Below are 23897 nucleotides of genomic sequence, written 5' to 3' on the forward strand. Positions count from 1 at the left end.
ACCGAGTCTCGCACCGGCTTTCGGCCGTCGGCGGGGGCGTCGGTGGACGTCAGCGATCCGTAAGATCGTCAAATCCCTTTTGCCCCTTCTGTCCTCGTAGGGTGAGTGGGGTGATCGAGACATCCCCCTCTTCGCCTGCTCCTGTGGACGTGGTGCTTCCCTGCCTCGACGAGGCGGAGGCCCTGCCGTGGGTCCTGGACCGCGTCCCGTCCGACTGGCGCGCGATCGTCGTCGACAACGGCTCCGCCGACGGCTCGGCGGACATTGCCCGCGCCCTCGGGGCGCATGTGGTCCACGAACCGCGCCGCGGCTTCGGCGCCGCCTGCCACGCCGGCCTCGCCGCCGCCACGGCCGACGTCGTCTGCTTCTGCGACTGCGACGCCTCCCTCGACCCGGCGCTTCTATCCGCCGTCGCGGGGCCCGTTCTCGACGGTTCCGCAGACCTCGTACTGGGTCGCCGCAGGCCTGTCACGCGCCGTGCCTGGCCCCTGCATGCCCGTCTGGCCAATGTGGAGCTGGCCCGCCTGATCCGCCGGCGCACCGGACTGCGGCTGCACGACCTGGGCCCGATGCGCGCCGCCCGCCGCGAGTCCCTGCTCGCCCTGGGCCTGACCGACCGGCGCTCCGGCTACCCGCTGCAGATGGTGGTTCGCGCCGCCGACGCAGGCTGGCGGGTGGTGGAGACGGATGTGCCGTACCGGCCCCGTACGGGCCGCTCGAAGGTCACCGGCACCTGGCGCGGTACCTGGCAGGCCGTACGGGACATGCGAGCCGTCCTCGCCGAGCGTCCCGCCACCGACCCGGTGTCCGCGGTGACCACCCGGGGAACCGGACGATGAGCGCCCGGCTCCCGGTCACGGGGCCGGCCACGCTGCTGGTCATCGCCAAGGAACCCGTCCCGGGGCGGGTCAAGACGCGGCTCACCCCGCCCTACACGCCCCAGGAGGCGGCCGCTCTGGCCGAGGCCGCCCTCGCCGACACCCTGCACACGGTGCTCGAGGCCCCCGCACGGCGCCGTGTCCTCGTTCTCGACGGTGCTCCCGGTCCCTGGTTGCCGCCCGGCTTCGACGTCGTACCCCAAGAGGCCGGCGGCCTGGACGAGCGGATCGCGGCCGCCTTCGGCCACTGCGACCGCGGACCGGCCCTCCTTGTCGGCATGGACACCCCCCAACTGACCACGGAACTTCTCGGTGGCATCGGACGCGAGGGCCACGACGCCTGGTTCGGTCCGGCCGCGGACGGTGGGTTCTGGGCGCTGGGTTTCGCCGTCCCGGCGCACGCCGCGGCTCTCGTGCGGGGCGTGCCGATGTCCACCGACCGCACCGGGGCGATGCAGCGGTGCCGACTCGTCGAGGCGGGGCTGAGCGTGAGCGACCTGCCGAAACTGCGCGATGTGGACACCGCCGCCGACGCCGCCGCGGTCGCCGCTTGCTGCCCACCCGGCTCGCGCTTCGCCGCCACGGTGAACTCGCTCGCGGAGGCCGGTCGGTGAGCGGCACTGCGAGCGGTACGGACCCTGCCCTCACCGACTGGACGACGCAGACCGCGGCCCGACAGCATCCGCAGACCGTGGTGGCGTGGCCTGCCCGGCTTCCCGCGCGGTCGTATCCCGGGGATCGGCCTGGTTCAGCGGAACCGGGCGAGCCGTGGACGGACGAACCCTACGCCGACGCCCTGCGCACCGGACGCGGCCCGCTCTTCCTGCGCCGCCTGTCGCCACCGGCCCATGCGGACGGCGCCGGAGGAGAAGGGGAACTGCTGCCGCTGGACGTCGAGCGCTGGTGCGCTGCCCCCGACGCCGCCGACACCGGCGTTCTGCACCGTTGCACCGGCCCCGTTCTCGACGTCGGCTGCGGGCCGGGACGTCTGGTGGCGGCTCTGGCTGCCAGGGGCGTGCGGGCGCTCGGCGTGGACGTCAGCCCGTCCGCCGTGGCCCGTACCCGCCAGCGCGGGGGTGCCGCCGTGCGCCGGTCCGTGTTCGACCGCCTGCCGGGGGAAGGCCGCTGGGGCACCGTCTTGTTGATGGACGGCAACGCCGGCATCGGCGGCGACCCAGTCGCCCTCCTGGTCCGCCTCCGTGCCGTGGTCCCGCCCGGCGGGCGCCTGCTCGCGGAGGCCGTGCCGCACGACGTGGACGAGCGCCTCACCGTCCGGGTCGAGGACGCCCACGGCCGGCACGGCCGCCCCTTCCCCTGGGCCCGCGTCGGCACCGCCGCCCTGCTGCGTGCAGCCGAGGCCGCGGGGTGGATCCTGACGGGCCGGTGGACGGCCGAGGGCCGCCCGTTCGTGGAACTGCACCGCCCGCGGCCGGGGCGTCACGGCGGGCACGACACGGCCACCGGAAGGCCCGAACGCCCATGAGTGACACCGCCGCCTCGCAGCATCAATCTCCCGAGCCGATGCCCGGTCAGCCCGCCACACCCATGAACCGCGCCTCGGCCCGTATCAGCATCATCGTCACCGCGGTTCTTCTGGCCACACTCACCCTCGTCGTCTTCGACACCGTTCGGGCGGGCGACAACCAGAGCGACCCCGGCCGCCTTCTGGCCGGATACGCCGTCGCCTGGGCGCTGTTCGCCGCCGCGGTGTGGGCCGTGCGCAAGGCCCCGGAGCGAGCCGCGACGGGACTGGTCCTGGCCGGTGCGGCCGCCGTGGCGCTGGCCGCGCTCGCCGCACCACCCCGCACCAGCAACGACATGTACCGCTACGCCTGGGACGGCCGCGTCCAGGCCGCCGGGATCTCCCCGTACGCCCACCCGCCCGCCGCACCCGAACTCGCCGAGCTGCGCGACCAGTGGCTGTTCCCCACCAAAGGCTCCTGCCAGGGCTGGGGACTGACCCGTACGGACAGCGGCCTGTGCGTCCGCATCAACCGCCCGACCGTCCCCACCATCTACCCGCCTGTCGCGGAGGGCTGGTTCTTCGCCGTCCATGTCCTCTCACCACCCGACAGCCGCCACAAGCCACTCCAAGCAGGCGGCGCCGTCCTGGCGTTCGGCACCACCGTCGCCCTGCTCACCGTGGGCCGCCGACGCGGCGACCCGCGCCGGGCCCCGGCCCGCACCGCTCTGTGGGGGTGGTGTCCGGCCGTCCCCTTCGAAGCGGTCAACAACGCCCACATCGACACCCTCGGCGTCCTGCTCACCGTGCTCGCCCTCGGCACCGCCACCGCCGGGGCCCGCCGCGGCGCACTCCTCGGCGCCGCGATCGCCGTGAAACTGCTGCCTGTTCTGACGTTGCCCGGCGCTCTGTCCGGGCAGCGCAGTCCGGCGCGGGTGCTGCGCCTGGTGTCGGCGGTGCTCGCTGTAGTCGTGCTCGCCTACCTGCCCTACGTCATCGCCTCCGGCGCGGGCGTCCTGGGCTACCTACCGGGCTACCTCCAGGAGGAGGGCTACGAACCCGGGGACGTGCACCGTTTCGCCCTGCTGCGGCTGCTGCTGCCGGACACCGCCGCGGAAGTGACCGTCATCGTGCTGCTCGCGCTGACTGCCCTCCATGTGTGGTGGCGCGGCGACCCGGCTCGCCCCTGGCGCGGTGCCCTGTTGCTGACCGGCACGGCCTTGCTGCTGGTCTCACCCAACTACCCCTGGTACTCGCTGATCGTCGTCGGTCTCGTCGCCCTCGACGGCCGCTGGGAGTGGCTGACCGTCACCGTCGCCGGCACCGTCCTCTACCTCGGCGGCCGGCTGCTGCCCGACTTCCCCCTCCAGGCGTGGGCGTACGGCACGGCCGCCGTGTGCGTCGCGCTCGGGGCCTGCCTGCGCGCCGCTCCGGCACGGCACCTTCTGGACCGACGCCGCGGCCGGTGCCGGCCCCGCACCTGACGCGGATCGAGGACGCCGGTCCAGGGGCCCGGAGCCCCTCGCCGCCGCCGCGGGCCCGGGCGCCGCACATGGGTGCGGCGGCCAGTGAGCACGGGTTCTCGCGGTCTGGTGGCCCGTCACTCCTGCCGGCTGTCCTGTGTGTCACCAGGCGGCCTCACAGTTGGATGGGCAGGTGGCGGGGTCCGCGGAGCATGGCGTTCTGCCGATAGGGGGGCGGGTCCTGGACCAGGCGTGCCGAGCCGAGGTGAGGGAGCAGTGCACCGAGGGCGGCTTGGGCCTCGATGCGGGCCAGTGGTGCGCCGTAGCACAGGTGGATGCCGCTGCCGAAGCCGAGGTGCTGGTTGTCCGGACGGGTGGGGTCGAACCGGTCGGGGTCGTGGAACCGCATGGGATCACGGTTCCCCGAGGCCAGCACCACAATGACGGACGCGCCTTGGGGAATCTTGGCGCCGGCGACGTCGATGTCGTCGTGCGGAATGCGCTCGCGCATGTGGACCGGGGGTTCGTAGCGCAGTAGTTCCTCCACCGCTCGCGGCAGCAGGTCGGGCTCGCGGCGCAGGTGGTCCAGATGTTCCGGGTGGCGCAGTAGGGTGAGCACCCCGTTGGTGATCAGGTTGACCGTGGTCTCGTGTCCCGCGATGAGCAGCAGGACGGCGGTTTCCGCGAGTTCCTCCTGCGTGAGCCGCAGGGCCGGGTCCGGCTCGTTCGCGAAGGCTGAGAGCATGTCGTCGCCCGGGCGGCCGACGCGCTGTTCGGCGAGGTTCACCAGGTACTGGCCCATCTCGGTCCGCGCCTGGTTGCCGGCCTTGTCCGTCTCGGCGGAGTCGCCCGCGGGCCTGACGTCGGCGGACGTGACGATCGTGTCGGACCAGGCGCGGAACAGTGGCTCGTCCTCGCGTGGCACGCCGAGCAGGCGGCAGATCACCGTGACGGGCAGCGGGTAGGCGAAATCGTCGACGACGTCGATCTGCCGGCCCGCCTCGAAGGATCCCAGCAGTTCCTTGGTGATCCGGTCGATCTCGCCGCGCATGGCGTCGACCCTACCCGGGCTGTGCGGCGGTCCGAACGGCCGCATGGTCAGGGTGCGCAGCCTGTGGTGCTCAGGGTCGTCGAGCCTCAGGAACGGCGGTTTGTGGGTCACCTCACCACGGGTACGGGGATCGGCACTCATCCGCGGGTCGTGGAGCAGAGCGGCGATCTCGTGGTACGTGCCGACCAGGTAGCTACCGTCCGCCTGCCGCACCACGGGACCGGCCTCGCGGAGTTCCGCGTACAACGGGTAGGGGTTGGGGCGGTTGGCATAGTCGGTGATCCGTGCCAGCAGGGTCTCGGAGTCCATGATGGCTCCTCGTCGTTGGACGAGACGTGCGTCGGCCCGCGGCTACACCACGGTCAGTCGGCGGTCGGGGAGGTATCCGGTGAGCGCCACGGTGGGGCCGTGGGAGAGCCCCTTCGGATCCGGCACGTCGGACGGAATCGGGACGTCGGCCGCGATCGCACGGTCCGCCGCACCGGGCGGAGGCGGGAACGGAGCTGCCGTCTCGATCAAGTGCCGGTAGTAGTCGAGCGACTTGGCCATGTCGACGGTGACCGCGGCCGTGACCCGCCCCTGGTAGCCGTAGACCATCGCCAAACGGCGCGCCTCCAGAGAGCCCTGGGCGATGACCACGTAGTCGGAGAAGGTGGGCACGCCCACGGACTTGATGTTGAGGCCGAACTGGGTCGACCAGAACGTCGGGATGGCCAGGTGCGGGCGTCGCAGGGGGCCCGGGCTGACCATGTTGTGGGCCGCCACCTCGGCCTGCTCGACCGCGTTCCCCCAGTGCTCCAGGGAGAGCATCTGGTAGCCGAACAGAGGGTGGGGGAAGCGGGAGACGTCGCCGGCCACGAAGATGTCGTCGGTGACGATTCCGTACATGTTGAACGCGCGGCATCCGGCGTCGCAGGCGATTCCGCGCGGACCCGCTGCCAGTCCGGAGTCCGCAAGCCATTCGACATTGCGGAGTGCCCCCAATGCCGCGACGCACACGTCCGCGTCGACGCGACTGCCGTCGGACAGCTCCGCGCCGGTGAAACTGCCGTTCCCGCGCAGGGCGGTGACCGTCACCCCGGTGCGCAGGTCCACGCCATGGTTGCGCTGCATGACGGCCGCGAGCTTCGACAGGGTGCCGCCGAGGGCGCCCACCAGAGGTGCGGGGCCGCGTTCGGTGACCGTGACGTCCAGCCCCAATTCCCGGCAGGCCGAGGCGATCTCCGAGCCGGTGAAGCCGCCGCCGATCACCAGCACCCGCCGCGGCCCGGCGGCCAGCCGCTCGGCCAGCCCCGCGGCGTCCTCACGCGTGCGGAGGGTGAACACCCCGTCCAGGGCGGCCTCCTTCGGGTTGGGCCAGGGCCGCGCGCGTGTCCCGGTGGCGATCAGGAGCCGGTCGTACGGCAGCGACTCGCCGTCTTCGAGCACCACTCGTTTCGCGAGAGGGTCCAGGCCGGTGGCGCGTACTCCCAGCCGCCAGTCGGCATCCGGGTCCCGGCGCATGGGCAGCTCGGTGGTGTCCGCCGTCGCCTGGCCGAGCAGCACCTGCTTGGACAGCGGCGGTCGGTCGTACGGAGCGTGGGGCTCGTCCCCGACCACGGTCAGTGAGCCGGTGAAGCCCTCCTCACGCAGCGCCTCCGCGGCCCGCAGCCCGGCCAGCGACGCGCCCACGATGACGATACGGCCGTCCATGAGATCATCGGGCACCGCCGCCCACCTCCTCGCCGACGAGGATGGCCTGGACCGGGCACGCCGCCGCGGCCTGCCGCACGCGCTCCACCTGGTCGTCGGGCACGGCCGTGGCGTACAGCAATCCCTCCTCCCCGTGCAGCTCGAACACCTCGGGTGCGAGGAACACACACTGCGCATAGCCCTGGCAGCGCGTGAGGTCCACAACGGTGCGCATCCCCACCACTCCCTCAGTCGCCTCACCCCGTCCCTTCCAGCATGAGCCGAGAATCGGAGGCTCGCACGGGGACCAGCCCGGCGGCGTTGCGGGCCAGGCGCTTGAGCTTGTGGACGGTGAGGATGACCTCCTGGTCGAGGGCCGCCTCCTTGATGTCATACGCCGGCTTCAGCGCCTTCTCCAGCTCCGGCCGGGTCCTCATGCGCGTGCTGATCTTCTCGGAGAAGATCAGCTTGCAGACCGGTTCGAGCGGATCGAGCCGGCTCTGCAACTTCTGCTGCGCGGTCGAGCAACGGGCGTGCCCGATCCGGATCGCCTGGCCGTCTCGACGGCCGGCGTGGGTCAACGGGCCACCCCTCTCGCAGAACTCTCGCAACGGGTCATCATGAGAATCGCCGCCCTCGGAAGCAGTCTGCTCCATGCGACAGCTGGTGCCGCCATCCGGCGCAGCCTGCTGCCGCGCGGTCGAGTCAGGGCACGCTGGTGACGTCGGCCCAGTGGACAGCGCGTCCCGGTTCCTCACGGTCGCCGTGCGCGGCGGTGAGCTGATCGACAATCTCCGGTCCGCGGCGCGCGTCAGGGGTGCAGCTGGCTGCCCAGTCGCCGTCCATGGCGGCAGTGCCTCCGTCGGACACCTCGATGTGCACTCTCCGGGTGCCCGGGTCGCGGCTCAGTGCGAAGTTCAGATCGGCAGAGGTACCGGACTTCCCCATGCCCCGGGCGGCCGGCTGCCCGTTCGACCCCCCGCCGACCCTGCGCGACCTGCAGGACCAGGTCCCGATCAGCCGGGTGCGACTGTGGGACGGCAGCAGCCCGTGGCTGGTCACGCGCTACGAGGACGTACGGGCTCTGCTCACCGATCCGCGGATCAGCTCGGACAGCGCCCTCCCGCACTACCTCCATCTCAGCCCGGCCCAAAAGGAGCACCGGAGGCAGTCGCGGACCTTCATCAACATGGACGATCCGGAGCACGCCCGGCTTCGCCGAATGGTGACCGCGACCTTCTCCATCAGGCAGGTGGAGGCGCTGCGGCCTGCCATTCAGAAGATCGTCGACAGCCTGATCGACACCACGCTCTCCGGGTCCGAGCCGGTGGACCTGGTCCAGGCGTTCGCGTTGCCGGTGCCGTCACTGGTGATCTGCGAGCTGCCCGGCGTCGCGTACGCCGGCCACGACTTCTTCCAGGCCAACAGCATGATCCTGATCAAGCGCACCAGCACCGTGGAGCAGGCGCGGGTGGCCACACAGCAGCTGCTCGATCACCTGGACCGGCAGATCGGCGTGAAACTCGCCCACCCGGCCGACGACGTGCTCTCCGCGCCGGCCGAGCGGGTGAGGTCCGGTGAGCTCTCCCGGCATGAAGCGGCCGGCATGGGGATGCTGCTGCTGACCGCCGGGCATGAGACCACCGCGAACATGATCGCACTGGGCACCCTGGCCCTGCTGCAGAACCCGGACCAGCTGGCCCGGCTACGCGAGAGCGACGACCCGAAGACGGTCGCCTCGGCGGTCGGGGAACTCCTGCGCCAAGACCCTGACCGGCGCCTGGGGCCCGAACGCGCCACCCTGCGCTCCCCGAGGATCTCGCGCGGCTGCGGGCCGACCTGCGGCTCGGACAACGCGCCGTAGCCCTCGACGTCCCGGGCCGCCGGGTAGGCCTGGACAACGGCGAGAGCATCGGCTTCGACGCTCTGGTCATCGCCACCGGCGTGGCCCCCCGGCGCCTGCCCGACAGCGATCTGGCCGGAGTCCACGTCCTGCGCACGCTCGACGACGCGATCGCCCTGCGCACCGCGAGCCGGGCCCCGGGTGCTCGTGGTCGGTGCCGGATTCCTCGGCACCGAGCTGGCCGCCGCCGCCCGGCCCATGGGCCTGGAGGTGACCGTGATCGAGCCGGAGCCGGTCCCGGTGCGGCGCCCGTTCGGGGACCGGATCGGTGCGCTCGTCGCCGAGTTGCACAGGGACCACGGAACACGCCTGCGCTGCGGAGTGCCGGTACACCGGCTGCGCGGCGCCGGCGGCCGGGTGACCGGAGTGGACCTCGGCGGTGGCACCACGCTGCCGGCCGACGTCGTCGTCCTGGCCCTCGGCGCCGCACCCGCGACCGGCTGGCTGGAAGGTTCGGGCCTGCGGCTGGGAGACGGAGTGGGGTGCGATGCGTCGGGATCTACGCAGCCGGCGACGCCGCCTCCTGGCCCGATGCGCACTTCGGCACCCGCATGCGGCTGGAGCATCGGATGAACGCCACCGAACAGGCCATGGCCGCGGCAGGCAACCTGCTCGGCGACGCGACTCCGTTCGCTCCCGTGCCCTACTTCTGGACCGATCAGTACAAGACCAGGATCCAGGCGTACGGGATCTTCCCGCCGGACACGCAGTTGCGGATCGTCCACGGCGACAGGTCGGACGGCCACTTCGCCGCCGCCTACGGGCACCGCGGGAGGGTGGTCGGCGTACTCGGCTGGACCGCACCGCGCCAGGCGGGCAAGCTGCGCCACCTGGTCGTCGACCGCGCTCCCTGGACGGCTTTCGCGGCCACACGAGCACTCAGCCCGGCAACCGTGAACTGACCCGCTCGTCCCACACAGGAAGCAAGGAGGGAGGACTGCCGGTGACCACCGACCAAACCCCTCCCGGCAGGCAGCGCCCCCGGCATTCGGCCCCGTGGCAGTCGTGCCTGGATCGGCGCCGACCACCCCCGCTACAAATGGGTGGCGCCGACCAACATCACGCTCGGCGTGCTGATCGCGACCATCAACGGCTCGATCGCGCTGATCTCACTGCCGGGAATCTTCACCGGCAGCCGCGTTGCCCCCTGCGACCGGGCAACGTCAGCTACCTGCCGTGAATGCTGACGGGCAACCTGCTGCACTGCTGGCCGCCATGACCTACGACATCCAGCGGTACGGCGGACACACCATGGGCTGGACCAACCCCTGGGTGCTCGCCGACCTCATTGGCGGCACGCTCACCCTGGCCGTCTTCTGCATCATGGGGACGAAAGTCGCCGAACCGATGTTCTCGCTGCGGCTGTTCCGCAACGCCGCCTTCACCGGCGGCAACGCGGCCACCCTGCTGGACGCGATCGCCCGCGGTGGACTGCAGTTCTCGATCACGTCGCTCACCTCTGACAGCCTGTCAGCGGAGTGGCCGCGAGTGGTGAAGATGAGGCGGAGAATGGCGTTTGCAGGGCCATATCGGGGCCCGTCACCGGGCATCGCTGGGCGATACGCACCTTCCAGGAAGTGAGGCACCCATGGCGCCGTACGACGTCAAGCGAGAGCAGAAAGAGTTCTACGCGCCCAAGAACACGGCGTGGGCCATTGTGGACGTTCCGGAACAGCAGTTCATCGCCATCGACGGTGCGGGTAACCCCAACACGGCGCCCGCCTACGCCAGCGCGGTCGAGGCCCTCTACGCGGTCGCCTACACCCTCAAGTTCGCCAGCAAGCGCAGGGCGGGCGGCGACTTCGTCGTCGCTCCACTGGAAGGGCTGTGGTGGGCGGACCGGCCCGAAGCCTTCACCAGTGGCGCCAAGGACAGCTGGAACTGGACCATGCTCATCAACATGCCCTCCTGGATCGCCAAGGAGATGATCAACGAAGCCAAGCAGACCGCGCTGGCCAAGAAGAAGCTCCCCACGATCTCCCAACTCCGGCACTTCACCCTCCACGAAGGCCCCAGCGCCCAGATGCTGCACATCGGCTCTTACGACGACGAGGCACCAGTGCTGCACGAACTCCACCACAGTTACCTCGACGCCAACGGCCTGAGGCCATCGGGCTTGCACCATGAGATCTACCTCAGCGACCCCCGCAAGACCGCCCCCAAGAAGCTGAAGACCATCCTGCGTCAGCCAGTCGAACACCTCGACAGGTAGCTCCACGGCCGTCGTCGGTGGTCCCGGGGGCGGTGGTGAACAGGCCGGGAGGTACTCCTCGTACCCGGGGTTCAGTGCCGTCAGCCAGCCGTTGCCATGGCAAGTGCCACAGGCTGCGAGGCCAGTTGGGTGCCGCTCCACCGAGAGCATGCGAGAGAACCGCGCGAGCCGGCTCCCCGCGGCCGGACACTTCTCAATCGCATACTGCCCTCTTTTGCACAGCAGTTGACCGATGTACCTTCCACGCATGCCGGTATCCGCCCGCCGCACGCGCCTCAGACGCAGCTCACTGGCGTCCGCGTCCGCGGCCACCGCCGCCTTAATGACCGTGTTCCTGTCTCCGGGTGCCGCACACGGCGCCCCCGGTACCGAGCGAGTCGCAGCAGCCGCTGCCCCGACTCCGCGCGAGAGCCGGCCTGTCCACTCGTACGCCGACGCGATCCGCGAAACCGTCTGGGTCGACACCGGGCTCGACGGTGACGGCGACGGCCGCACCGACCGCGTCGCCGTCGACATCGTCCGGCCCCGCGAACCCGCCGCCCAGGGCCGCAAGATACCCGTGATCATGGATGCGAGCCCCTACTACTCCTGCTGCGGGCGCGGCAACGAAAGCCAGAAGAAGACCTACGACGCGCACGGCGACCCGGTCCAGTTCCCGCTCTTCTACGACAACTACTTCGTGCCCCGCGGCTACGCCTTCGTCGCCGTGGACCTGGCCGGCACGAACCGTTCCGACGGCTGCGTCGACGTCGGCGGCCGCTCCGACATCCAGTCCGCGAAGGCCGTCGTCGACTGGCTCGGCGGCCGCGCCCGCGGCTACGCCACCCGCACCGGCGGCGACCGCGTCCGCGCCTCCTGGACCAACGGCGCCACCGGAATGATCGGCAAGAGCTACGACGGCACCATCGCCAACGGCGTCGCCGCGACCGGCGTCAAGGGCCTCAGGACGATCGTCCCGATCGGCGGCATCTCCTCCTGGTACGACTACTACTTCGCGCAGGGCGCCCCGCTCTACGACTCAGGACCCGACTGGCTGTCCGACTACGTGGAGAGCCCGGCCGCCCGCGCCCGCTGCGCCGCCGTGCAGAAGCGCCTGGTCGACGAGGCACCGCGCACCGGCGACTGGACCCGGCTGTGGAACGAGCGCGACTACGTCAAGGACGCACACAAGGTGAAGGCCAGCGTCTTCGTCATCCACGGCATGCAGGACCTGAACGTGCGCACCAAGCACTTCGGACAGTGGTGGGACGCCCTCGCGAAGGCAGGCGTCGAGCGCAAGATCTGGCTGTCGCAGACCGGCCATGTCGACCCCTTCGACTTCCGGCGCGCGGAGTGGGTCCGCACCCTGCACCGCTGGTTCGACCATGAACTCCTCGGCTACGACAACGGCGTCGACCGCGAACCCATGGCCGACATCGAGCGCACCCCGGACCACTGGTCCACCGACCGTGTCTGGCCGCCCCGCTCCACCACCGCGGCCACCCTGCGTCCCAGCAACGGCAGCACACCGGGCGTCGGCACCCTCGGCCTGCACCGCGCCCCCGCAGGCGCCACCGAGACCTTCACCGACGACCCGAAGCTGAGCGAGGACGACTGGGCCGCCGGGATCGACCAACAGACCACCGCCAAGGCCGGATTCGTGACGCCGCCGCTCGCCCACGACCTGCGCCTGTCCGGCTCGTCCACGGTGACCGTGACCGCGACCCCCACGACCACGACCGCTCACCTGTCGGCCGTCCTCGTCGACCTCGGACCCGCCACCATCCGCGACTACGCGGGCACCGGCGAGGGCATCACGACCCTCACCGACCGGACCTGCTGGGGCGCGAGCACCAGCGACGACAGCTCCTGCTTCAAGGAGACCAAGGCGAAGACCACCGACGTCAACCACGTCGTCTTCAGCCGCGGCTGGGCCGACCTCGGCACCTACGCCGACCCCGGGAAGGGCCGGCCCCTCACCCCCGGCAAGCCCTGCACGATCACCCTGTCCCTCGCGGCGAGCGACCACGTCGTCCCGGCCGGACACCGCCTCGCCCTGATCGTCGCCGGCACCGACCAGGACCTCATCGACCCGCCGCCCAGCACCCCGACCCTCACCCTCGACCTGGCCCGTACCTCGGCCCGGGTGCCGTTCACCGGCGGCGGCGAGGCCTTCGTACGCGCCACCGAGGTCCCCCAAGCTCTCGGCTCCGCTCGAGCAGGGGGCACCTCTGGCTCGTCCGCGTCCGTCACCCCCCACGCGTCCCGTTCCGAGGGCCTGGCCCCGCCGCGCCCGGCCCACCGCATCCCGGGAGGTAGCCTCAGATGACACCCCGTACCCGCACCCTCGCCCTGGCCATCGCGACGGCCGCGCTTGCCGCACCCCTGGTGACGACGCCCGCGCAGGCCGTCGACTCGGCGCCCCGTACCGGATTCGAGACCTCCGGCGGTGCGCGCTGGACGAGCCAGCCCGAGGAGCAGGACTTCCTCGCCGCCGTCGACAAGGCCAGCGCCCGAATGTCCGTGTCCCGGATCGGCACCACCAGGCAGGGGCGCCCGCTCCAGCTCGTACGAATCGGCGAACACCGCACCGCCGAAACGGTGTTGCTGATCTGTTCCCAGCACGGCAACGAGCCCTCAGGACGCGAGGCCTGTCTGACCACCATCCGCGACCTCTCCTTCGCGCAGGACGCGCGGACCCGTAACTGGCTCGCCCACAGCACCCTCCTCGTCGTGCCCACCGCCAACCCGGACGGCCGCGCCGCCAACACCCGGGGCAACTCCGACGGCGTCGACATCAACCGCGACCACCTTGCCCTGCAGACCGCCGAAGGGCGGGCCATGGCCGCCGTGATCCGCGACCAGAAGCCCGACGTCATCTACGACCTGCACGAGTACGGCGCCACACCCCAGTACTACGACAAGGACCTCTTCGACCTGTGGCCGCGCAATCTCAACACCGACCCCAAGGTGCACGAGGCGGGCGAAGCCCTGTCGGGTTCGTATGTACGGCCGGCCGCGAACGGTGCCGGGTACTCGACCGGCACGTACGGCATCTGGACCGACCCGGTCACCGATGAGCCCCTCAAGCAGACCGCCGGCGACGGGCAGGAACGCATCCTGCGCAATATGGCGGGGGTCAAACACTCCGTCGGCCTTCTCATCGAGAGCCGCGTCGACGCGCTCAGTGACGCCGAGAAGGCCGACCCGGCACTGAACCACCGTCGTCGCGTGCAATCCCAACTCGCCCCTCTCGGCGGCCTGTTCGACTTCACCAGGGAGCGGCACGGCCAGATCGTGTCGGCCACCCACTCCGCCAGGGCGGCGGGCTACAGCGACCGCGGCCCGGTCTACCTCGGCGGCGCGGACAACGAACCCGCACAGCCGTCCGAGGTACTGAACAACGCACCCTGCGGCTACCGACTCACCGCAGCCCAGTACACCGACGTCAAGGACGAACTCGCCCTGCACGGCGTGACGGTGCGGCCCGAGGGCGACGGCGCGTTCGTGCCACTGCGGCAGTCGATGCGCGCGCTGGTGCCGCTGCTGCTCGACGCGCGTGCGCAGTACGAGCTCGTGGCGGGCACGCCCGTGGACAAGTGCTGACGTCCGACCGCAGCTGGGTCCGCGTCGTGCCTGCCCTTCGGGCGCACGACGCGGACAGGGGCCTGCTCGACCAGACCGAGGCGGCCCGGCACCCGGGCACCAGCCGGGCCGCCTCCCGGGCGCAACCCCACGCCACGGCGCCCCGGCGCCGCCGTGGCCGAAGTTGTGCACCGGCACCCCACCAGCCGGGCGGCTCTACCCGCTCCAGCCATAGGGCGTCCCGCACCGGAAAGTGATTGCCGCCTGGGCCGAGGGCTCAGTGGCCGCGGCGGATCCATTCATCCAGGTGGGGTGCTTCGTTCTGGATGGTCGTGGTGTCTCCGTGTCCGGTGTGGACGTGGGTGTTCTCGGCCAGGGGGAACAGCAGGTCGCGGATGGACGTGATGATCGTCGGGAAGTCCGAGAACGATCGGCCTGTTGCACCTGGTCCACCGGCGAACAGAGTGTCGCCGGAGAACAGAGCGTGGGCCTCGGACAGGTGGAGGCAGACCGAGCCGGGCGAGTGTCCGGGGGTGTGGATCACTTCGAGGGTCGTCCCCGCCACGGCGATTCGTTCGCCGTCGACCGTCTCCTGGAACGTTCGGCTCGGGTGGGTCATCTCCCACAGTTGTCGGTCTGCCGGGTGCAGCAGGACCGGCGCGTCGAGGCGGTCACCAAGTTGGGGCGCGACCGAGATGTGGTCGTTGTGCCCGTGGGTACACACGATCGCTGCTACGCGGCGGTTGCCCACCGCTTCCACGATCGGGGCGTCGTCGTGGGCCGCGTCCACGACGACGACGTCGTGGTCGTCGCCGACGAGCCAGATGTTGTTGTCGACGTTCCACGTGCCCCCGTCGAGTTCGAAGACCCCGCTGGTGACAACGCGTTCAATACGCAGGGCGCCGCTCACCAGACCACCACCGAACGCAGCACGTTGCCGGTGTGCATGGTGTGGAAGGCTTCCTCGACCGCGTCGAGGCTGATGCGTTCGGTGACGAATTTGTCCAGCGGCAGCCGGCCTTGCTGGTACAGGTCGACGAGCATGGGGAAGTCCCGTTCGGGCAGGCAGTCGCCGTACCAGGACGACTTGAGGCTGCCGCCGCGGGAGAAGAAGTCGAGAAGCGGCATGTCCAGGCGCATGTCCGGGGTTGGGACGCCGACGAGGACGACGGTCCCGGCGAGGTCGCGGGCGTAGAACGCCTGCTTCCACGTTTCGGGACGGCCCACGGCGTCGATGACGACATCGGCGCCGAAGCCGCCGGTCAGTTCCGTGACCGCGGTGACGATGTTCTGGTCGGTGGCGTTGACCGTGTGGGTGGCGCCGAGCTCTCGGGCCCATGTGAGCTTCTGGTCGTCCCGATCGACAGCGATGATCTTCGAGGCGCCGGCCAGGCGGGCCCCGACGATCGCGGCGTCGCCCACGCCGCCGCAGCCGATCACCGCCACCGAGTCGCCCCGGCTCACGGCTCCGGTGTTGACCGCCGCCCCGAGTCCGGCCATGACACCGCACCCCAGGAGGCCGACGACCGCGGGGTCCGCGGAGGGGTCCACCTTGGTGCACTGCCCTGCGTGGACGAGGGTCTTGTCGGCGAACGCGCCGATGCCCAGGGCGGGGTTGAGTTCTGTGCCGTCGAGCAGCGTCATCTTCTGGGCGGCGTTGAACGTGTCGAAGCAGTACTGCGGGCGGCCGCGCTTGCAGGCGCGGCACTGCCCGCACACCGCCCGCCAGTTCAGGACGACGAAGTCGCCGGGTTTGATGGAGTCGACGCCCGCTCCGACGCTCTCGACGGTGCCGGCCGCCTCGTGGCCGAGCAGGAAGGGATAGTCGTCGCTGATCCCCCCGTCCCGGTAGGTGAGGTCGGTGTGGCAGACCCCGCACGCCGCCACGGCAACGACGACCTCTCCGGGACCCGGGTCCGGGATGACGATGTCGGTGAGCTCGGCCGGAGCTCCCTTCGAACGGGCGATCACGCCGCGGACCTGCTGAGGCATCGGATCTGTTCCTTCGTCGTTCGTGGATAAAGGCGCATGCAATCCGGTGCATGCCTCAGCGAACCTAACCCCGTGGAGATCACCGGGAGCCTGGTCTTGTGGAGAGGAAATCCTCGACCTTCGAACAGTGGGGTGGAGAGTGTAGGGTCGGCGGAATGCCAGATCCGCAGGCCTCGACCGATGGTCTTCTCATGCTGCGGGAAGTCATCGACGGCCCGTTGCACGACATCGCTCCCCGTTTCTCACGGCTCCTGTCCCACCGGTGGCCGCACGCAGTGCTCGTGATCTTCACTCGCGAGTGCACGGGACGTCCACGCAAGGTCGCCGGAGCCGCCGATCTGATCCACAAGGTCACCATCGATGAGCTCGAAGACCTCAAGCGGGTCGTCGAGCCCGGCCGGGCGCTGAGCACCACTGCCAGGATCGGTGGTGCCCAGCGCCCGGTGTGGACGGTGCGGGACCGGGGGGACACGCTGCTCCTGCTCGTTCCGCAGAGTTCTCAGAGGCCGGTCCCGTACCCCACCGAGTTGTCGGCAGTCTTCGGCATCGTGGCAATATCGATCCGGCAGCAGGTCGCCCAGGCCAGTCCCGACTACCTGGCGGAGTCCCGTGCCGCGTCCAGCGAACGGGCACGCACCATCACGGAGATGGTGGCCGCACACGAAACCTCGCTCGTGGCCATCCTGTCCACGCTGCGCTCGTCCGAGCTCGATGACGCCAGGGCACGGCTGGCTGCCACCGATACGGCGTCCGCCGCGTTGATCGCGTTGCGTTCCCTGCAGAAGTCCGATCAGGAGTTGTCGCAGGAGACTGCCCATGCGGCCTTCGCGACGCTGCGCAAGGACCTCCGGCAGACGCTGCGCCATCACGAGGCGCACATCGAGTTCGTGGCCCCGCCGAAGGACGGACGCCCGCTGCCGGGCGAGATCGCCTACGCGGCACGCGCGATGACGCGCGCCACCGTGCTGGCCTTCATCGCCCAGCCTGACCTGACGCGCCTGCGCATCGCCTGGAGCTGCCCGGGCACCTCGCTGATGGTCGACGTACGTGACCAGGAGTCCGGGAAACTCGACGTGCCGGCCCTGCAGCGGCAACTTGAGGGCCGTGCACGGACGTTGGGTGCCACGGTCACCCTGGACGCGGTCCCGGGATGGGGCAGCCACGCGACAATCGGGCTCCCTCTCGAGCCTCCCGCCAATCGGAGCGATGAGACACGTCTGGCAGCCCTCAACCGCCGCGAGCGCGAGGTGCTCCACCTGGTCGCCCAGGGCAGACGCAACAAGGCGATCGCGGCCGAGCTCGGCATCACGGAAAGCACCGTCAAGTTCCACGTCGCAGGCCTGCTACGAAAACTGGACGTGACCTCACGCGGAGAAGCAGCCGCGCTCGCCGCGGGCACCAACCTGGGTGCACCGCATTAGACCGGCCCGGACGCCGCACGGCCCCGGCCGACGCGCAGCCACGGCGAGTGCACGCCGATCCCTGGCTGCGTCCGCGCCGCCCATCCCGCCCGTCCCTCTCCCTCGGCTCCGGCCAGGGCATGGGCGAAAACGACCGCGACGGGGATGTCCGGGGCCGGGCGCACCCCCTAGCCGCAACAGGTGACGCAACCGTAGGCGCAACCCGTGTCGCGACACTGCTCCTGGTCGACCGAGGGCACCCGCCGGTTCGTCATGCGGTCCGGACGGCTCCCCGGGTGCGGGCCAGCTGCCGCAGCCCGATGCGCGCCGCCGGCACCGAGGGGACGGTCTTCCAGTAGGGGTGCCACCACAGACGTACGGACAGGCGCAGCAGGCGGCGGCGCAGGGCCGTGGTGTCACGGGGCCGGGGCGCGGCGAGCGCATCGTAGGTGGCGTTCCAGGCGTACTGCACCTGGACAAGGTCATCGGGGAAGTCGGTCGCATCCACACCAGCATTAGATCGTGTGTTCGATTTTTCTGTCACTTCGGACACGCTGCCGCCCAGGCTGACCACGCATGGTCGGGGCTGCACGCGGCGCGGGCGGGGGCATGGTCGGGGTCGTGGCCACCCCCGGCCCGTCGTCGGGTCGACCGGAGAGAATGGCGGTGCAGTGGCGGTTTGCGTCGGATCACGGAGGTGTTTGTGGGGCTGAGAACCCGGATCGCCGAGGAGCTCAAGGCGACCGTGCATGGTGGGGACCTCAAACTGGAACGGTACGAGGGTCCGGCCGGTGATCCCGGGCTGCTCGGGATCGTCCCGGGCGATCCTGCCTGGCGGGTGCACGGACATGCGACCGGCATGCTCATCGGCGGGTTCGCGGCGCTGATGCTCCAGTCACTGCACCCTCTGGCCATGGCCGGGGTCGAGCAGCACTCGGATTTCCGGTCCGACCCGGTCGGCCGGCTCATCGGCACCGCGCGGTTCGTCACCACGACGACCTTCGGCTCCGCGCCGGCCGCGCACGAGGCCATCGCCCTGGTGCGCCGGATTCACACCCGGGTGCGCGGCACCGCCCCGGACGGCCGACCCTACCGCGCGGACGACCCCGAACTGCTGGCCTGGGTGCACATCGCGGAGGTGCGCAGTTTCCTGGCGGGTTACCAGACGTACGCGCCGCAGCGGTTGCGGCTGACGCCTGCCGAGTGCGACGCGTACTACCGCCAGGTCGCCCCGGTCGCCGAGTTGCTGGGCGCGGAGAAGGTGCCATGCAACGCTCGGGAGGTCGGGTGCTACCTGGACCGAATACGCCCCCAACTCCGTGCAACCCGAGCCGCGTCGGACTCCGTGCGGTTTCTCCGGGGCTTCGGCCGGACCGGACGTGAGCGGCTGGTCGTGCGTCTGTTGATGAATGCCGCGGTCGGGCTCCTTCCGGACTGGGCGCGGGCCGAACTCGGCATGTGCCGTCCGGCGGCGGTTCGCTCCTGCTGGGACCGGCCGGTGGCGACGGTGGCCGGCCGCACGATCGAATGGGCACGCGGTCCTTCCGAGATCCAAGCCGCTGCGCAGCGCCGCTTGGCCTCGGTGCCGCCGGTGGATGTCTAGTGCCGCGGCAGGCATCGTTTGCCCGTAAAGCCAATGATCTCCTCGACCGCCTCGCGTGCCGCGAACCCCAACGGCCCCCTTTACGCCACTCCCCCCTGCCCCAGCTCCGCCATGATCCGGTCGACGGTCTCAGGCCGATCTCCCCCACCGGCCAGACGCTCGAACCGACTCCCGGTATAGGGAGCCACACCAAGCTCCACCCCGATCCCGCAGTTGCGCCGCACATTCATGATGGCCTGAGGGTGGGCGATAAAGACGCGCAGCCGTTCGGCGAACGGCTACGGAGAAAAAGCTGAAGGGCGATCCTCACGTCAATGGCTCTCTGCGACGGCTACGCGACCCGACTGCAACGATGTCCGCCCGCGTGCCGGGCTGCCGAGGGTATGTGCGAGGGTGAGGAGGTCGTCGTCCGACACCACCCGCAGGCCGTACTCCGCGAGCAGTGCGGCCATCCGCTGCGGCCTCCACAGCGAGCGCCACGGCTCGCCCGAAGTGACGGAACTGCCGAGCACGCGGGTCAGCAGCCGCCCTGCGGCCGCCCTCGCCGACGGCGCCTGGTAGTTGACGACGAGTGCGCTGCCCGGGACCGTCCGGGCGGCGAGTGCGGCCACTGTGGCGCGCACCTCGTCGCGCGTGAGGTACGGGACGACACCCTCCCACAACCATGTCGTCGGCGCGGCTGGGTCGTGCCCGGCGGCGTCCAACGCCGCACCGAGATCATCGACGGCGAAATCGACCGGCGTGAACCGCACGGAACGGGCGATGGCCGGTAGCCCGGCGGCGAGGAGATCGCCCTCATCCGGTCCTCGGAGCAGTGGCGCGGCCTCGGCGAGGCGGGCTCGCTTGTCTTGCTGGGAGGCCGGATGGTCCACCTCCCACACATCTGTCCGCGCGAGTTCGGGCAGACGCCACGCGCGCGTGTCCAGGCCGGCACCGAGGATCACGAGTTGGCCGGTCACGTGGGCGCGCAGTGCCTCGTCGATCGCGACCGTCCGTGGCACGACCACCTCGGCGCACGCCCGCACACTCTCGTACACGGTGCGCTCCTGCCAGCCCTTCGGCGGAGTGTTCGCGCGTACCTCGTCCACGGGCGTACGTTCCGCGACGCGCAGCAGCGCTACCGCCACCGGATCCGCGAACTGACCTGCAGCAGCCCTCCCATTCGCGGCCGCACGCCCCTGGCAGACCAGCACCGCCGTCCGGCTCGCCGCACGCCCGCTCTCGCTCATGGAGCCATATTCAACACCACCCCCACCCGGCCTCAACCTCAACGAGAAGCGGAGCTCACGAACCGCCCCTGAGAAACGGGAAGCGTTTGTACGTGCCTTCGGGAGTCGCGCGGAGGTACCGCTGCTTGATCGATGTCGATGAGTTCGGGAGTCATTGCGGGCTCCTTCGCCCCCTTCGGCCGCCTTCCGGCGAGCCCTCGATCCGAGCTGTGTCGCGCGTCACATCCGGCCCGTGTCACGTCCAGGACGCCTGCACCCATCTGGTGGGCGTCAGCAGGCGAGCCGAGGAGGACGGAACGATGAGTGCACAGCAGGAGACCGGCACGGCGACCGCGTGGCGCGTGGTGATTCTGGGGGCGGGGTATGCGGGCATGGCCGCGGCCGTCCAGCTTGCGGCCCGGGTGAAGCGGCGCGGGGGTGTGGAGGTGACGGTGGTGAACGCGCAGGAGCGGTTCACCGAGCGCATGCGGCTGCAGATGACGGCGACCGGGCAGCGGCTCGCCGAGCTGAGAATCCCTCAGCTGCTGGACGGTACGGGTGCGCGGTTCGTACGGGGCTGGGTGACGGCGGTGGACGCGGACGCGAAGACCGTGCGGATCGACGACGACCGGGTGCTGCCCTACGACACGCTGGTGTACGGGTTGGGTAGCGTGGCCGACACCTCGGCGGTACCGGGGGCCGAGGACCACGCGTACACCCTGAGCAGTGCCCAGGATGCCGAGTTGCTGGCCGACCGGCTGGGGCGGCTCGGCAGCGGCACGGTGGTGGTCGTCGGCAGCGGGCTGGCCGGCATCGAGTCGGCCGCGGAAATCGCCGAGCGGTACCCGGAGTTGAACGTCGTGCTGCTGGGCCGGACCGAGCCTGGTGCGGCCATGAACCCGAAGGCCAAGGCGTACGTGCACGCCGCGCTCGACCGGCTGGGCGTCCGGGTGCGCGTCGGCGTCGAGGTGGTGAAGGTGCTGCCCGACGCGGTCGAGCTGGCGGGCGGGGAGAGCATCGCCGCCGACGCGGTCCTGTGGACGAGTGGTACGCGGGTGTCGCCACTGGCGGCCGCCGGTGGGCTGGCGGTCGACGAGCGCGGACGCATCGTCACCGACGCCGCACTGCGATCGGTGTCCCACCCCGAGGTGTACGCGATCGGCGACGCGGCGGCTATCCGCCAGGGTTACGGCGTCATGCACGGCACCTGCCAGAGTGGCATGCCGACCGGGGTGCACGCCGCGCTGTCGATCGACCGGGCGCTCAGGGGCAAGCAGCCCACGCCGTTCCGCTTCGGCTATTACCACACGCCGGTGAGCCTGGGACGCGGTGACGCAGTGGTGCAGTTCACCCGCCCCGATGACAGCCCGCGCCGGATCTGCCTGACGGGCCGCATGGCGGTCCGGTACAAGGAGACGGTGACCGCCTCGCCCTGGCCGACCTACGGCCGTATGAAGAAGATGCCCGCCTCGGGCGCGTTCTGGCCCCGCGGGGGCCGCTTCACTCGGGTTCGGGAGGCTCGGTGAACATCCCGTCCACCCACCCCGACCAGCAGGTCTTCCAGGAACACCGCAACCTGCTGTTCTCCGTGGCCTACCGCCTCCTCGGCAGCGCGGCCGACGCCGAGGACGCGGTCCAGGACACCTGGATCAAATGGTCTGCCGCGGACCGCTCGCAGGTGGCCGATCCCAAGGCGTACCTGGCGCGGATCGTGTCGAACCTGGCGCTGGAGCGGCTGCGTTCCACCCGGCACAAGCGGGAGACCTATGTGGGACCGTGGCTGCCGGAGCCCATCCTTACCGGCGGGGACGCTGCCGAGGTCGTCACGGACGCCGAGTCGGTGTCGATGGCCATGCTGGTGGTGCTGGAGACGCTCAGCCCGCTGGAGCGCGCGGTGTTCGTACTGAAGGAGGTCTTCGACTTCAGCCACGCCGAGATCGCCGAGGCGGTGGAACGTTCCGAAGCCGCGGTGCGTCAGGCCGCGCACCGGGCCCGCGAGCATGTGCGGGCCCGGCGGCCCCGCTTCGCCGCCGACCGATCGCGGCAGCACGAGGCAACCGAGCGGTTCTTCTCCGCCGCGACCGGCGGGGACGTCAACGCCCTGATGGAGCTGCTCTCCCCGGACGTCACTCTGTGGACCGACGGCGGCGGCAAGGTCCGTCAGGCCCTGCGCCCGGTGGTGGGCGCGGCCACGGTGGCCGCCTGGTTCGCGGCCATCGGCACCGTCACCTACCAGGGCGTCGACCCTGCCGACATGAGAGCCGAACTCGTCGAGATCAATGGCGGGCCGGGCATCGTGTTCAGCGGGCTGGGGCGCGTAATCGCCACCGTCACCTTCGACTTCGACGCCGACGGCCACATCGCCGCCATCCACAACGTGGCCAACCCGGATAAACTCCAGGCCGTCGCCGACGGCACCGCTTACGACATCGGCACGCAGTGAGCGTGGTCACCGCGTACCGCCGCCGGGCGCAAGCAGGCTGGTCAGCTCGAGGAACGGCGCGAACTCGCGGCGGATCCGCTCACCCAGGCGCAGTGGTGTACCGGCCGCCGCCGACTCGGCCAGTCAGTCGGGAAAGCTCGGCCTCGGCCTGGGCCCGGGCACGCCCGGCCTCTCCACCGACGTCGACCAGGACCAGGCCGGTGGCATACATGCTCTGCAGCACACCACGACGCGAGGCGACGTCTGCGGCGAAGAGTTCCCCGAGACCGGCACGGGTGTGGATGAAGAGCTCCGCAAGGCGTCCTCGAACCGGAGCGTCTCCCGGCAGGTCTCGCCGCCGTCCCCAACGAGCACCGCGATATCCAGGTCACTGCTGGTGGTCGCCCGTCCCGCGGCGGTGGATCCAGCCAGGACCACGGCAAGCGCCTCGGGAAAACGGCCCTGCACAAGACGTCGAGCCAGGTCTATCGGGTCCGGATGCCCGTCAGCGTGCCACGAACCCTTGGACGGCGGCGACAGACTTTCCTGCACCTCAGGCCCGGACGACTACAGCCCGTGACAGACCTGCCGCCGCAGGAGCGGCCGGTACCACCCCCTAGTCGCCCTTGGGTGCCCTCAATGTCAGCTGCGCGGTACCGCCGGTCGGCGCGCTCCTCGGCGGCCTGGCGGCGATCCTCCGCGACGCTGTGGCACTCCTGGCCTTCCTGCCGACCTTGCTGGACTTCGGACTGGGCCTGCAGCTCCTGCGCCATGGCGGCCAAGGCCTGCATGGGGTCCTCGACGGCTGCAGCTGGGCGGCGGCCGTGACCCCGGCCACCGTCTCTTCCTGCTGCTCGACGGCTCGCGCGGTCGGACGGTGAAGGCGTCGGCATCCTCGATCAAACCGCCGAGATGCGCACGATCAAGGCCGCGGAAGGCAGGATCTTTTGAGGCCGAGGGGGGATGCGTGCCGGGCTGCTTCGTGGACATCATGGAAGCTGCGAAGGACCAGGGTCTCGGGCCCAGGACGGCGCCCGGAGGCAGCTGGGGTGACAGTTGCAAGAGGGG

General features: G+C 70.8%; 26 protein-coding genes and 1 pseudogene. 17 read left to right on the forward strand and 10 right to left on the reverse strand.

Annotation, left to right across the window (positions count from 1 at the left end):
- Window positions 1–110: 110 nt before the first annotated feature.
- The 4 genes from ACFY3J_RS29485 to ACFY3J_RS29500 are packed head-to-tail and all read left to right on the forward strand — an operon-like array spanning window position 111 to window position 3824.
- Window positions 111–839 (forward strand): glycosyltransferase family 2 protein, encoded by a 729-nt coding sequence (locus ACFY3J_RS29485; protein ID WP_390842079.1) that lies wholly within the window; start codon window positions 111–113, stop codon window positions 837–839.
- Window positions 836–1492: a DUF2064 domain-containing protein gene (locus ACFY3J_RS29490; RefSeq protein WP_390842080.1), complete on the forward strand. Its 657-nt coding sequence runs from the start codon at window positions 836–838 to the stop codon at window positions 1490–1492. Before ACFY3J_RS29485 ends, ACFY3J_RS29490 begins: the two co-directional genes overlap by 4 nt.
- Window positions 1489–2361, forward strand: coding sequence for a class I SAM-dependent methyltransferase (locus ACFY3J_RS29495; RefSeq protein ID WP_390842081.1), 873 nt, complete (start codon window positions 1489–1491; stop codon window positions 2359–2361). The genes ACFY3J_RS29490 and ACFY3J_RS29495 overlap by 4 nt, the downstream gene beginning before the upstream one ends.
- Window positions 2358–3824: a glycosyltransferase 87 family protein gene (locus ACFY3J_RS29500; protein WP_390842082.1), complete on the forward strand. Its 1467-nt coding sequence runs from the start codon at window positions 2358–2360 to the stop codon at window positions 3822–3824. The genes ACFY3J_RS29495 and ACFY3J_RS29500 overlap by 4 nt, the downstream gene beginning before the upstream one ends.
- A 154-nt stretch (window positions 3825–3978) precedes the next feature.
- Here the strand turns inward: ACFY3J_RS29500 and ACFY3J_RS29505 are convergent, their stop codons facing one another.
- The 5 genes from ACFY3J_RS29505 to ACFY3J_RS29525 form a co-directional block, all read right to left on the reverse strand.
- On the reverse strand, window positions 3979–5163 hold the full coding sequence (locus tag ACFY3J_RS29505) for a cytochrome P450 (RefSeq protein WP_390842083.1): 1185 nt from the start codon (window positions 5161–5163) through the stop codon (window positions 3979–3981).
- A gap of 42 nt (window positions 5164–5205) precedes the next feature.
- A complete protein-coding gene (locus ACFY3J_RS29510) occupies window positions 5206–6561 on the reverse strand; it encodes an NAD(P)/FAD-dependent oxidoreductase (RefSeq protein ID WP_384185931.1) in 1356 nt (451 codons plus the stop codon).
- The gene (locus ACFY3J_RS29515; RefSeq protein ID WP_384185934.1) at window positions 6551–6760 is read right to left on the reverse strand and encodes a ferredoxin; all 210 of its coding nucleotides are present in this window, start codon (window positions 6758–6760) and stop codon (window positions 6551–6553) included. Before ACFY3J_RS29515 ends, ACFY3J_RS29510 begins: the two co-directional genes overlap by 11 nt.
- Window positions 6761–6782: 22 nt before the next feature.
- Window positions 6783–7106 (reverse strand): recombinase family protein, encoded by a 324-nt coding sequence (locus ACFY3J_RS29520; RefSeq protein WP_390842084.1) that lies wholly within the window; start codon window positions 7104–7106, stop codon window positions 6783–6785.
- A gap of 124 nt (window positions 7107–7230) precedes the next feature.
- Window positions 7231–7473, reverse strand: coding sequence for an ATP-binding protein (locus tag ACFY3J_RS29525; protein ID WP_390842085.1), 243 nt, complete (start codon window positions 7471–7473; stop codon window positions 7231–7233).
- On the opposite strand from ACFY3J_RS29525, the gene ACFY3J_RS29530 reads away from it, so the two are divergent.
- The 8 genes and pseudogenes from ACFY3J_RS29530 to ACFY3J_RS29565 all read left to right on the forward strand — a co-directional run bounded on the left by ACFY3J_RS29530 (window position 7472) and on the right by ACFY3J_RS29565 (window position 14225).
- Window positions 7472–8389, forward strand: coding sequence for a cytochrome P450 (locus ACFY3J_RS29530; protein WP_390842086.1), 918 nt, complete (start codon window positions 7472–7474; stop codon window positions 8387–8389). The genes ACFY3J_RS29525 and ACFY3J_RS29530 overlap by 2 nt on opposite strands.
- Window positions 8390–8575: 186 nt before the next feature.
- Entirely contained in the window at window positions 8576–9001 is a 426-nt protein-coding gene (locus tag ACFY3J_RS29535) for an FAD-dependent oxidoreductase (protein ID WP_390842087.1), read from the forward strand.
- Complete coding sequence (locus tag ACFY3J_RS29540; protein WP_384185949.1) at window positions 8998–9330, forward strand: oxidoreductase C-terminal domain-containing protein; 333 nt, start codon at window positions 8998–9000, stop codon at window positions 9328–9330. Before ACFY3J_RS29535 ends, ACFY3J_RS29540 begins: the two co-directional genes overlap by 4 nt.
- Before the next feature lie 141 nt (window positions 9331–9471).
- Complete coding sequence (locus ACFY3J_RS29545) at window positions 9472–9615, forward strand: hypothetical protein (protein WP_384185951.1); 144 nt, start codon at window positions 9472–9474, stop codon at window positions 9613–9615.
- 13 nt (window positions 9616–9628) lie between these two features.
- Window positions 9629–9874, forward strand: a pseudogene (locus tag ACFY3J_RS29550) (MFS transporter); the annotation flags it as partial.
- A 142-nt stretch (window positions 9875–10016) separates the two neighbouring features.
- The gene (locus ACFY3J_RS29555; RefSeq protein WP_384185953.1) at window positions 10017–10640 is read left to right on the forward strand and encodes a GyrI-like domain-containing protein; all 624 of its coding nucleotides are present in this window, start codon (window positions 10017–10019) and stop codon (window positions 10638–10640) included.
- 247 nt (window positions 10641–10887) lie between these two features.
- On the forward strand, window positions 10888–12948 hold the full coding sequence (locus tag ACFY3J_RS29560) for a Xaa-Pro dipeptidyl-peptidase (RefSeq protein WP_390842088.1): 2061 nt from the start codon (window positions 10888–10890) through the stop codon (window positions 12946–12948).
- Window positions 12945–14225 (forward strand): M14 family metallocarboxypeptidase, encoded by a 1281-nt coding sequence (locus tag ACFY3J_RS29565; protein WP_384185957.1) that lies wholly within the window; start codon window positions 12945–12947, stop codon window positions 14223–14225. The genes ACFY3J_RS29560 and ACFY3J_RS29565 overlap by 4 nt, the downstream gene beginning before the upstream one ends.
- A 256-nt stretch (window positions 14226–14481) precedes the next feature.
- On the opposite strand, the gene ACFY3J_RS29570 is transcribed toward ACFY3J_RS29565, so the two are convergent.
- The gene (locus ACFY3J_RS29570; protein WP_384185960.1) at window positions 14482–15114 is read right to left on the reverse strand and encodes an MBL fold metallo-hydrolase; all 633 of its coding nucleotides are present in this window, start codon (window positions 15112–15114) and stop codon (window positions 14482–14484) included.
- On the reverse strand, window positions 15111–16196 hold the full coding sequence (locus tag ACFY3J_RS29575; RefSeq protein WP_384185963.1) for an S-(hydroxymethyl)mycothiol dehydrogenase: 1086 nt from the start codon (window positions 16194–16196) through the stop codon (window positions 15111–15113). The genes ACFY3J_RS29570 and ACFY3J_RS29575 overlap by 4 nt, the downstream gene beginning before the upstream one ends.
- 98 nt (window positions 16197–16294) lie before the next feature.
- Between ACFY3J_RS29575 and ACFY3J_RS29580 the strand changes: the two genes are divergently transcribed.
- Window positions 16295–17617 (forward strand): LuxR C-terminal-related transcriptional regulator, encoded by a 1323-nt coding sequence (locus ACFY3J_RS29580; protein WP_390842089.1) that lies wholly within the window; start codon window positions 16295–16297, stop codon window positions 17615–17617.
- Between the two features lie 250 nt (window positions 17618–17867).
- Here ACFY3J_RS29580 and ACFY3J_RS29585 read toward each other — a convergent pair whose 3' ends face one another.
- Window positions 17868–18104, reverse strand: a complete 237-nt coding sequence (locus ACFY3J_RS29585) for a hypothetical protein (protein ID WP_384185969.1) — start codon at window positions 18102–18104, stop codon at window positions 17868–17870.
- 195 nt (window positions 18105–18299) lie between these two features.
- On the opposite strand from ACFY3J_RS29585, the gene ACFY3J_RS29590 reads away from it, so the two are divergent.
- Window positions 18300–19199: an oxygenase MpaB family protein gene (locus tag ACFY3J_RS29590; protein ID WP_384185972.1), complete on the forward strand. Its 900-nt coding sequence runs from the start codon at window positions 18300–18302 to the stop codon at window positions 19197–19199.
- Between the two features lie 311 nt (window positions 19200–19510).
- Here ACFY3J_RS29590 and ACFY3J_RS29595 read toward each other — a convergent pair whose 3' ends face one another.
- Window positions 19511–20428 (reverse strand): class I SAM-dependent methyltransferase, encoded by a 918-nt coding sequence (locus tag ACFY3J_RS29595; protein WP_384185974.1) that lies wholly within the window; start codon window positions 20426–20428, stop codon window positions 19511–19513.
- Window positions 20429–20727: 299 nt separating this feature from the next.
- On the opposite strand from ACFY3J_RS29595, the gene ACFY3J_RS29600 reads away from it, so the two are divergent.
- Both ACFY3J_RS29600 and ACFY3J_RS29605 read left to right on the forward strand, forming a co-directional pair.
- On the forward strand, window positions 20728–21933 hold the full coding sequence (locus tag ACFY3J_RS29600; RefSeq protein ID WP_384185977.1) for an NAD(P)/FAD-dependent oxidoreductase: 1206 nt from the start codon (window positions 20728–20730) through the stop codon (window positions 21931–21933).
- Window positions 21930–22850 (forward strand): RNA polymerase sigma-70 factor, encoded by a 921-nt coding sequence (locus ACFY3J_RS29605; protein ID WP_384185980.1) that lies wholly within the window; start codon window positions 21930–21932, stop codon window positions 22848–22850. Before ACFY3J_RS29600 ends, ACFY3J_RS29605 begins: the two co-directional genes overlap by 4 nt.
- Window positions 22851–22973: 123 nt before the next feature.
- Here ACFY3J_RS29605 and ACFY3J_RS29610 read toward each other — a convergent pair whose 3' ends face one another.
- Window positions 22974–23381, reverse strand: coding sequence for a nucleotidyltransferase domain-containing protein (locus ACFY3J_RS29610; protein WP_384185983.1), 408 nt, complete (start codon window positions 23379–23381; stop codon window positions 22974–22976).
- A 74-nt stretch (window positions 23382–23455) separates the two neighbouring features.
- Here ACFY3J_RS29610 and ACFY3J_RS29615 point away from each other — a divergent pair, with 74 nt between their 5' ends.
- Window positions 23456–23710, forward strand: coding sequence for a hypothetical protein (locus ACFY3J_RS29615; protein WP_384185986.1), 255 nt, complete (start codon window positions 23456–23458; stop codon window positions 23708–23710).
- The last annotated feature ends 187 nt before the right edge of the window (window positions 23711–23897 follow it).

Origin of the sequence: Streptomyces sp. NPDC001231, from assembly GCF_042896885.1 — a bacterium.
In the GTDB taxonomy this organism is placed as follows: domain Bacteria; phylum Actinomycetota; class Actinomycetes; order Streptomycetales; family Streptomycetaceae; genus Streptomyces.

Bases quoted from the DNA above. Each gene is read 5' to 3' on its own strand.
- ACFY3J_RS29575 (WP_384185963.1), bottom strand. From the start codon at position 16,196: ATGCCTCAGCAGGTCCGCGGCGTGATCGCCCGTTCGAAGGGAGCTCCG.
- ACFY3J_RS29600 (WP_384185977.1), top strand. From the start codon at position 20,728: ATGAGTGCACAGCAGGAGACCGGCACGGCGACCGCGTGGCGCGTGGTG.
- ACFY3J_RS29595 (WP_384185974.1), bottom strand. From the start codon at position 20,428: ATGAGCGAGAGCGGGCGTGCGGCGAGCCGGACGGCGGTGCTGGTCTGC.
- ACFY3J_RS29490 (WP_390842080.1), top strand. From the start codon at position 836: ATGAGCGCCCGGCTCCCGGTCACGGGGCCGGCCACGCTGCTGGTCATC.
- ACFY3J_RS29560 (WP_390842088.1), top strand. From the start codon at position 10,888: ATGCCGGTATCCGCCCGCCGCACGCGCCTCAGACGCAGCTCACTGGCG.
- ACFY3J_RS29505 (WP_390842083.1), bottom strand. From the start codon at position 5,163: ATGGACTCCGAGACCCTGCTGGCACGGATCACCGACTATGCCAACCGC.
- ACFY3J_RS29530 (WP_390842086.1), top strand. From the start codon at position 7,472: ATGCCCCGGGCGGCCGGCTGCCCGTTCGACCCCCCGCCGACCCTGCGC.
- ACFY3J_RS29540 (WP_384185949.1), top strand. From the start codon at position 8,998: ATGAACGCCACCGAACAGGCCATGGCCGCGGCAGGCAACCTGCTCGGC.
- ACFY3J_RS29565 (WP_384185957.1), top strand. From the start codon at position 12,945: ATGACACCCCGTACCCGCACCCTCGCCCTGGCCATCGCGACGGCCGCG.
- ACFY3J_RS29500 (WP_390842082.1), top strand. From the start codon at position 2,358: ATGAGTGACACCGCCGCCTCGCAGCATCAATCTCCCGAGCCGATGCCC.
- ACFY3J_RS29515 (WP_384185934.1), bottom strand. From the start codon at position 6,760: ATGCGCACCGTTGTGGACCTCACGCGCTGCCAGGGCTATGCGCAGTGT.
- ACFY3J_RS29525 (WP_390842085.1), bottom strand. From the start codon at position 7,473: ATGGGGAAGTCCGGTACCTCTGCCGATCTGAACTTCGCACTGAGCCGC.
- ACFY3J_RS29555 (WP_384185953.1), top strand. From the start codon at position 10,017: ATGGCGCCGTACGACGTCAAGCGAGAGCAGAAAGAGTTCTACGCGCCC.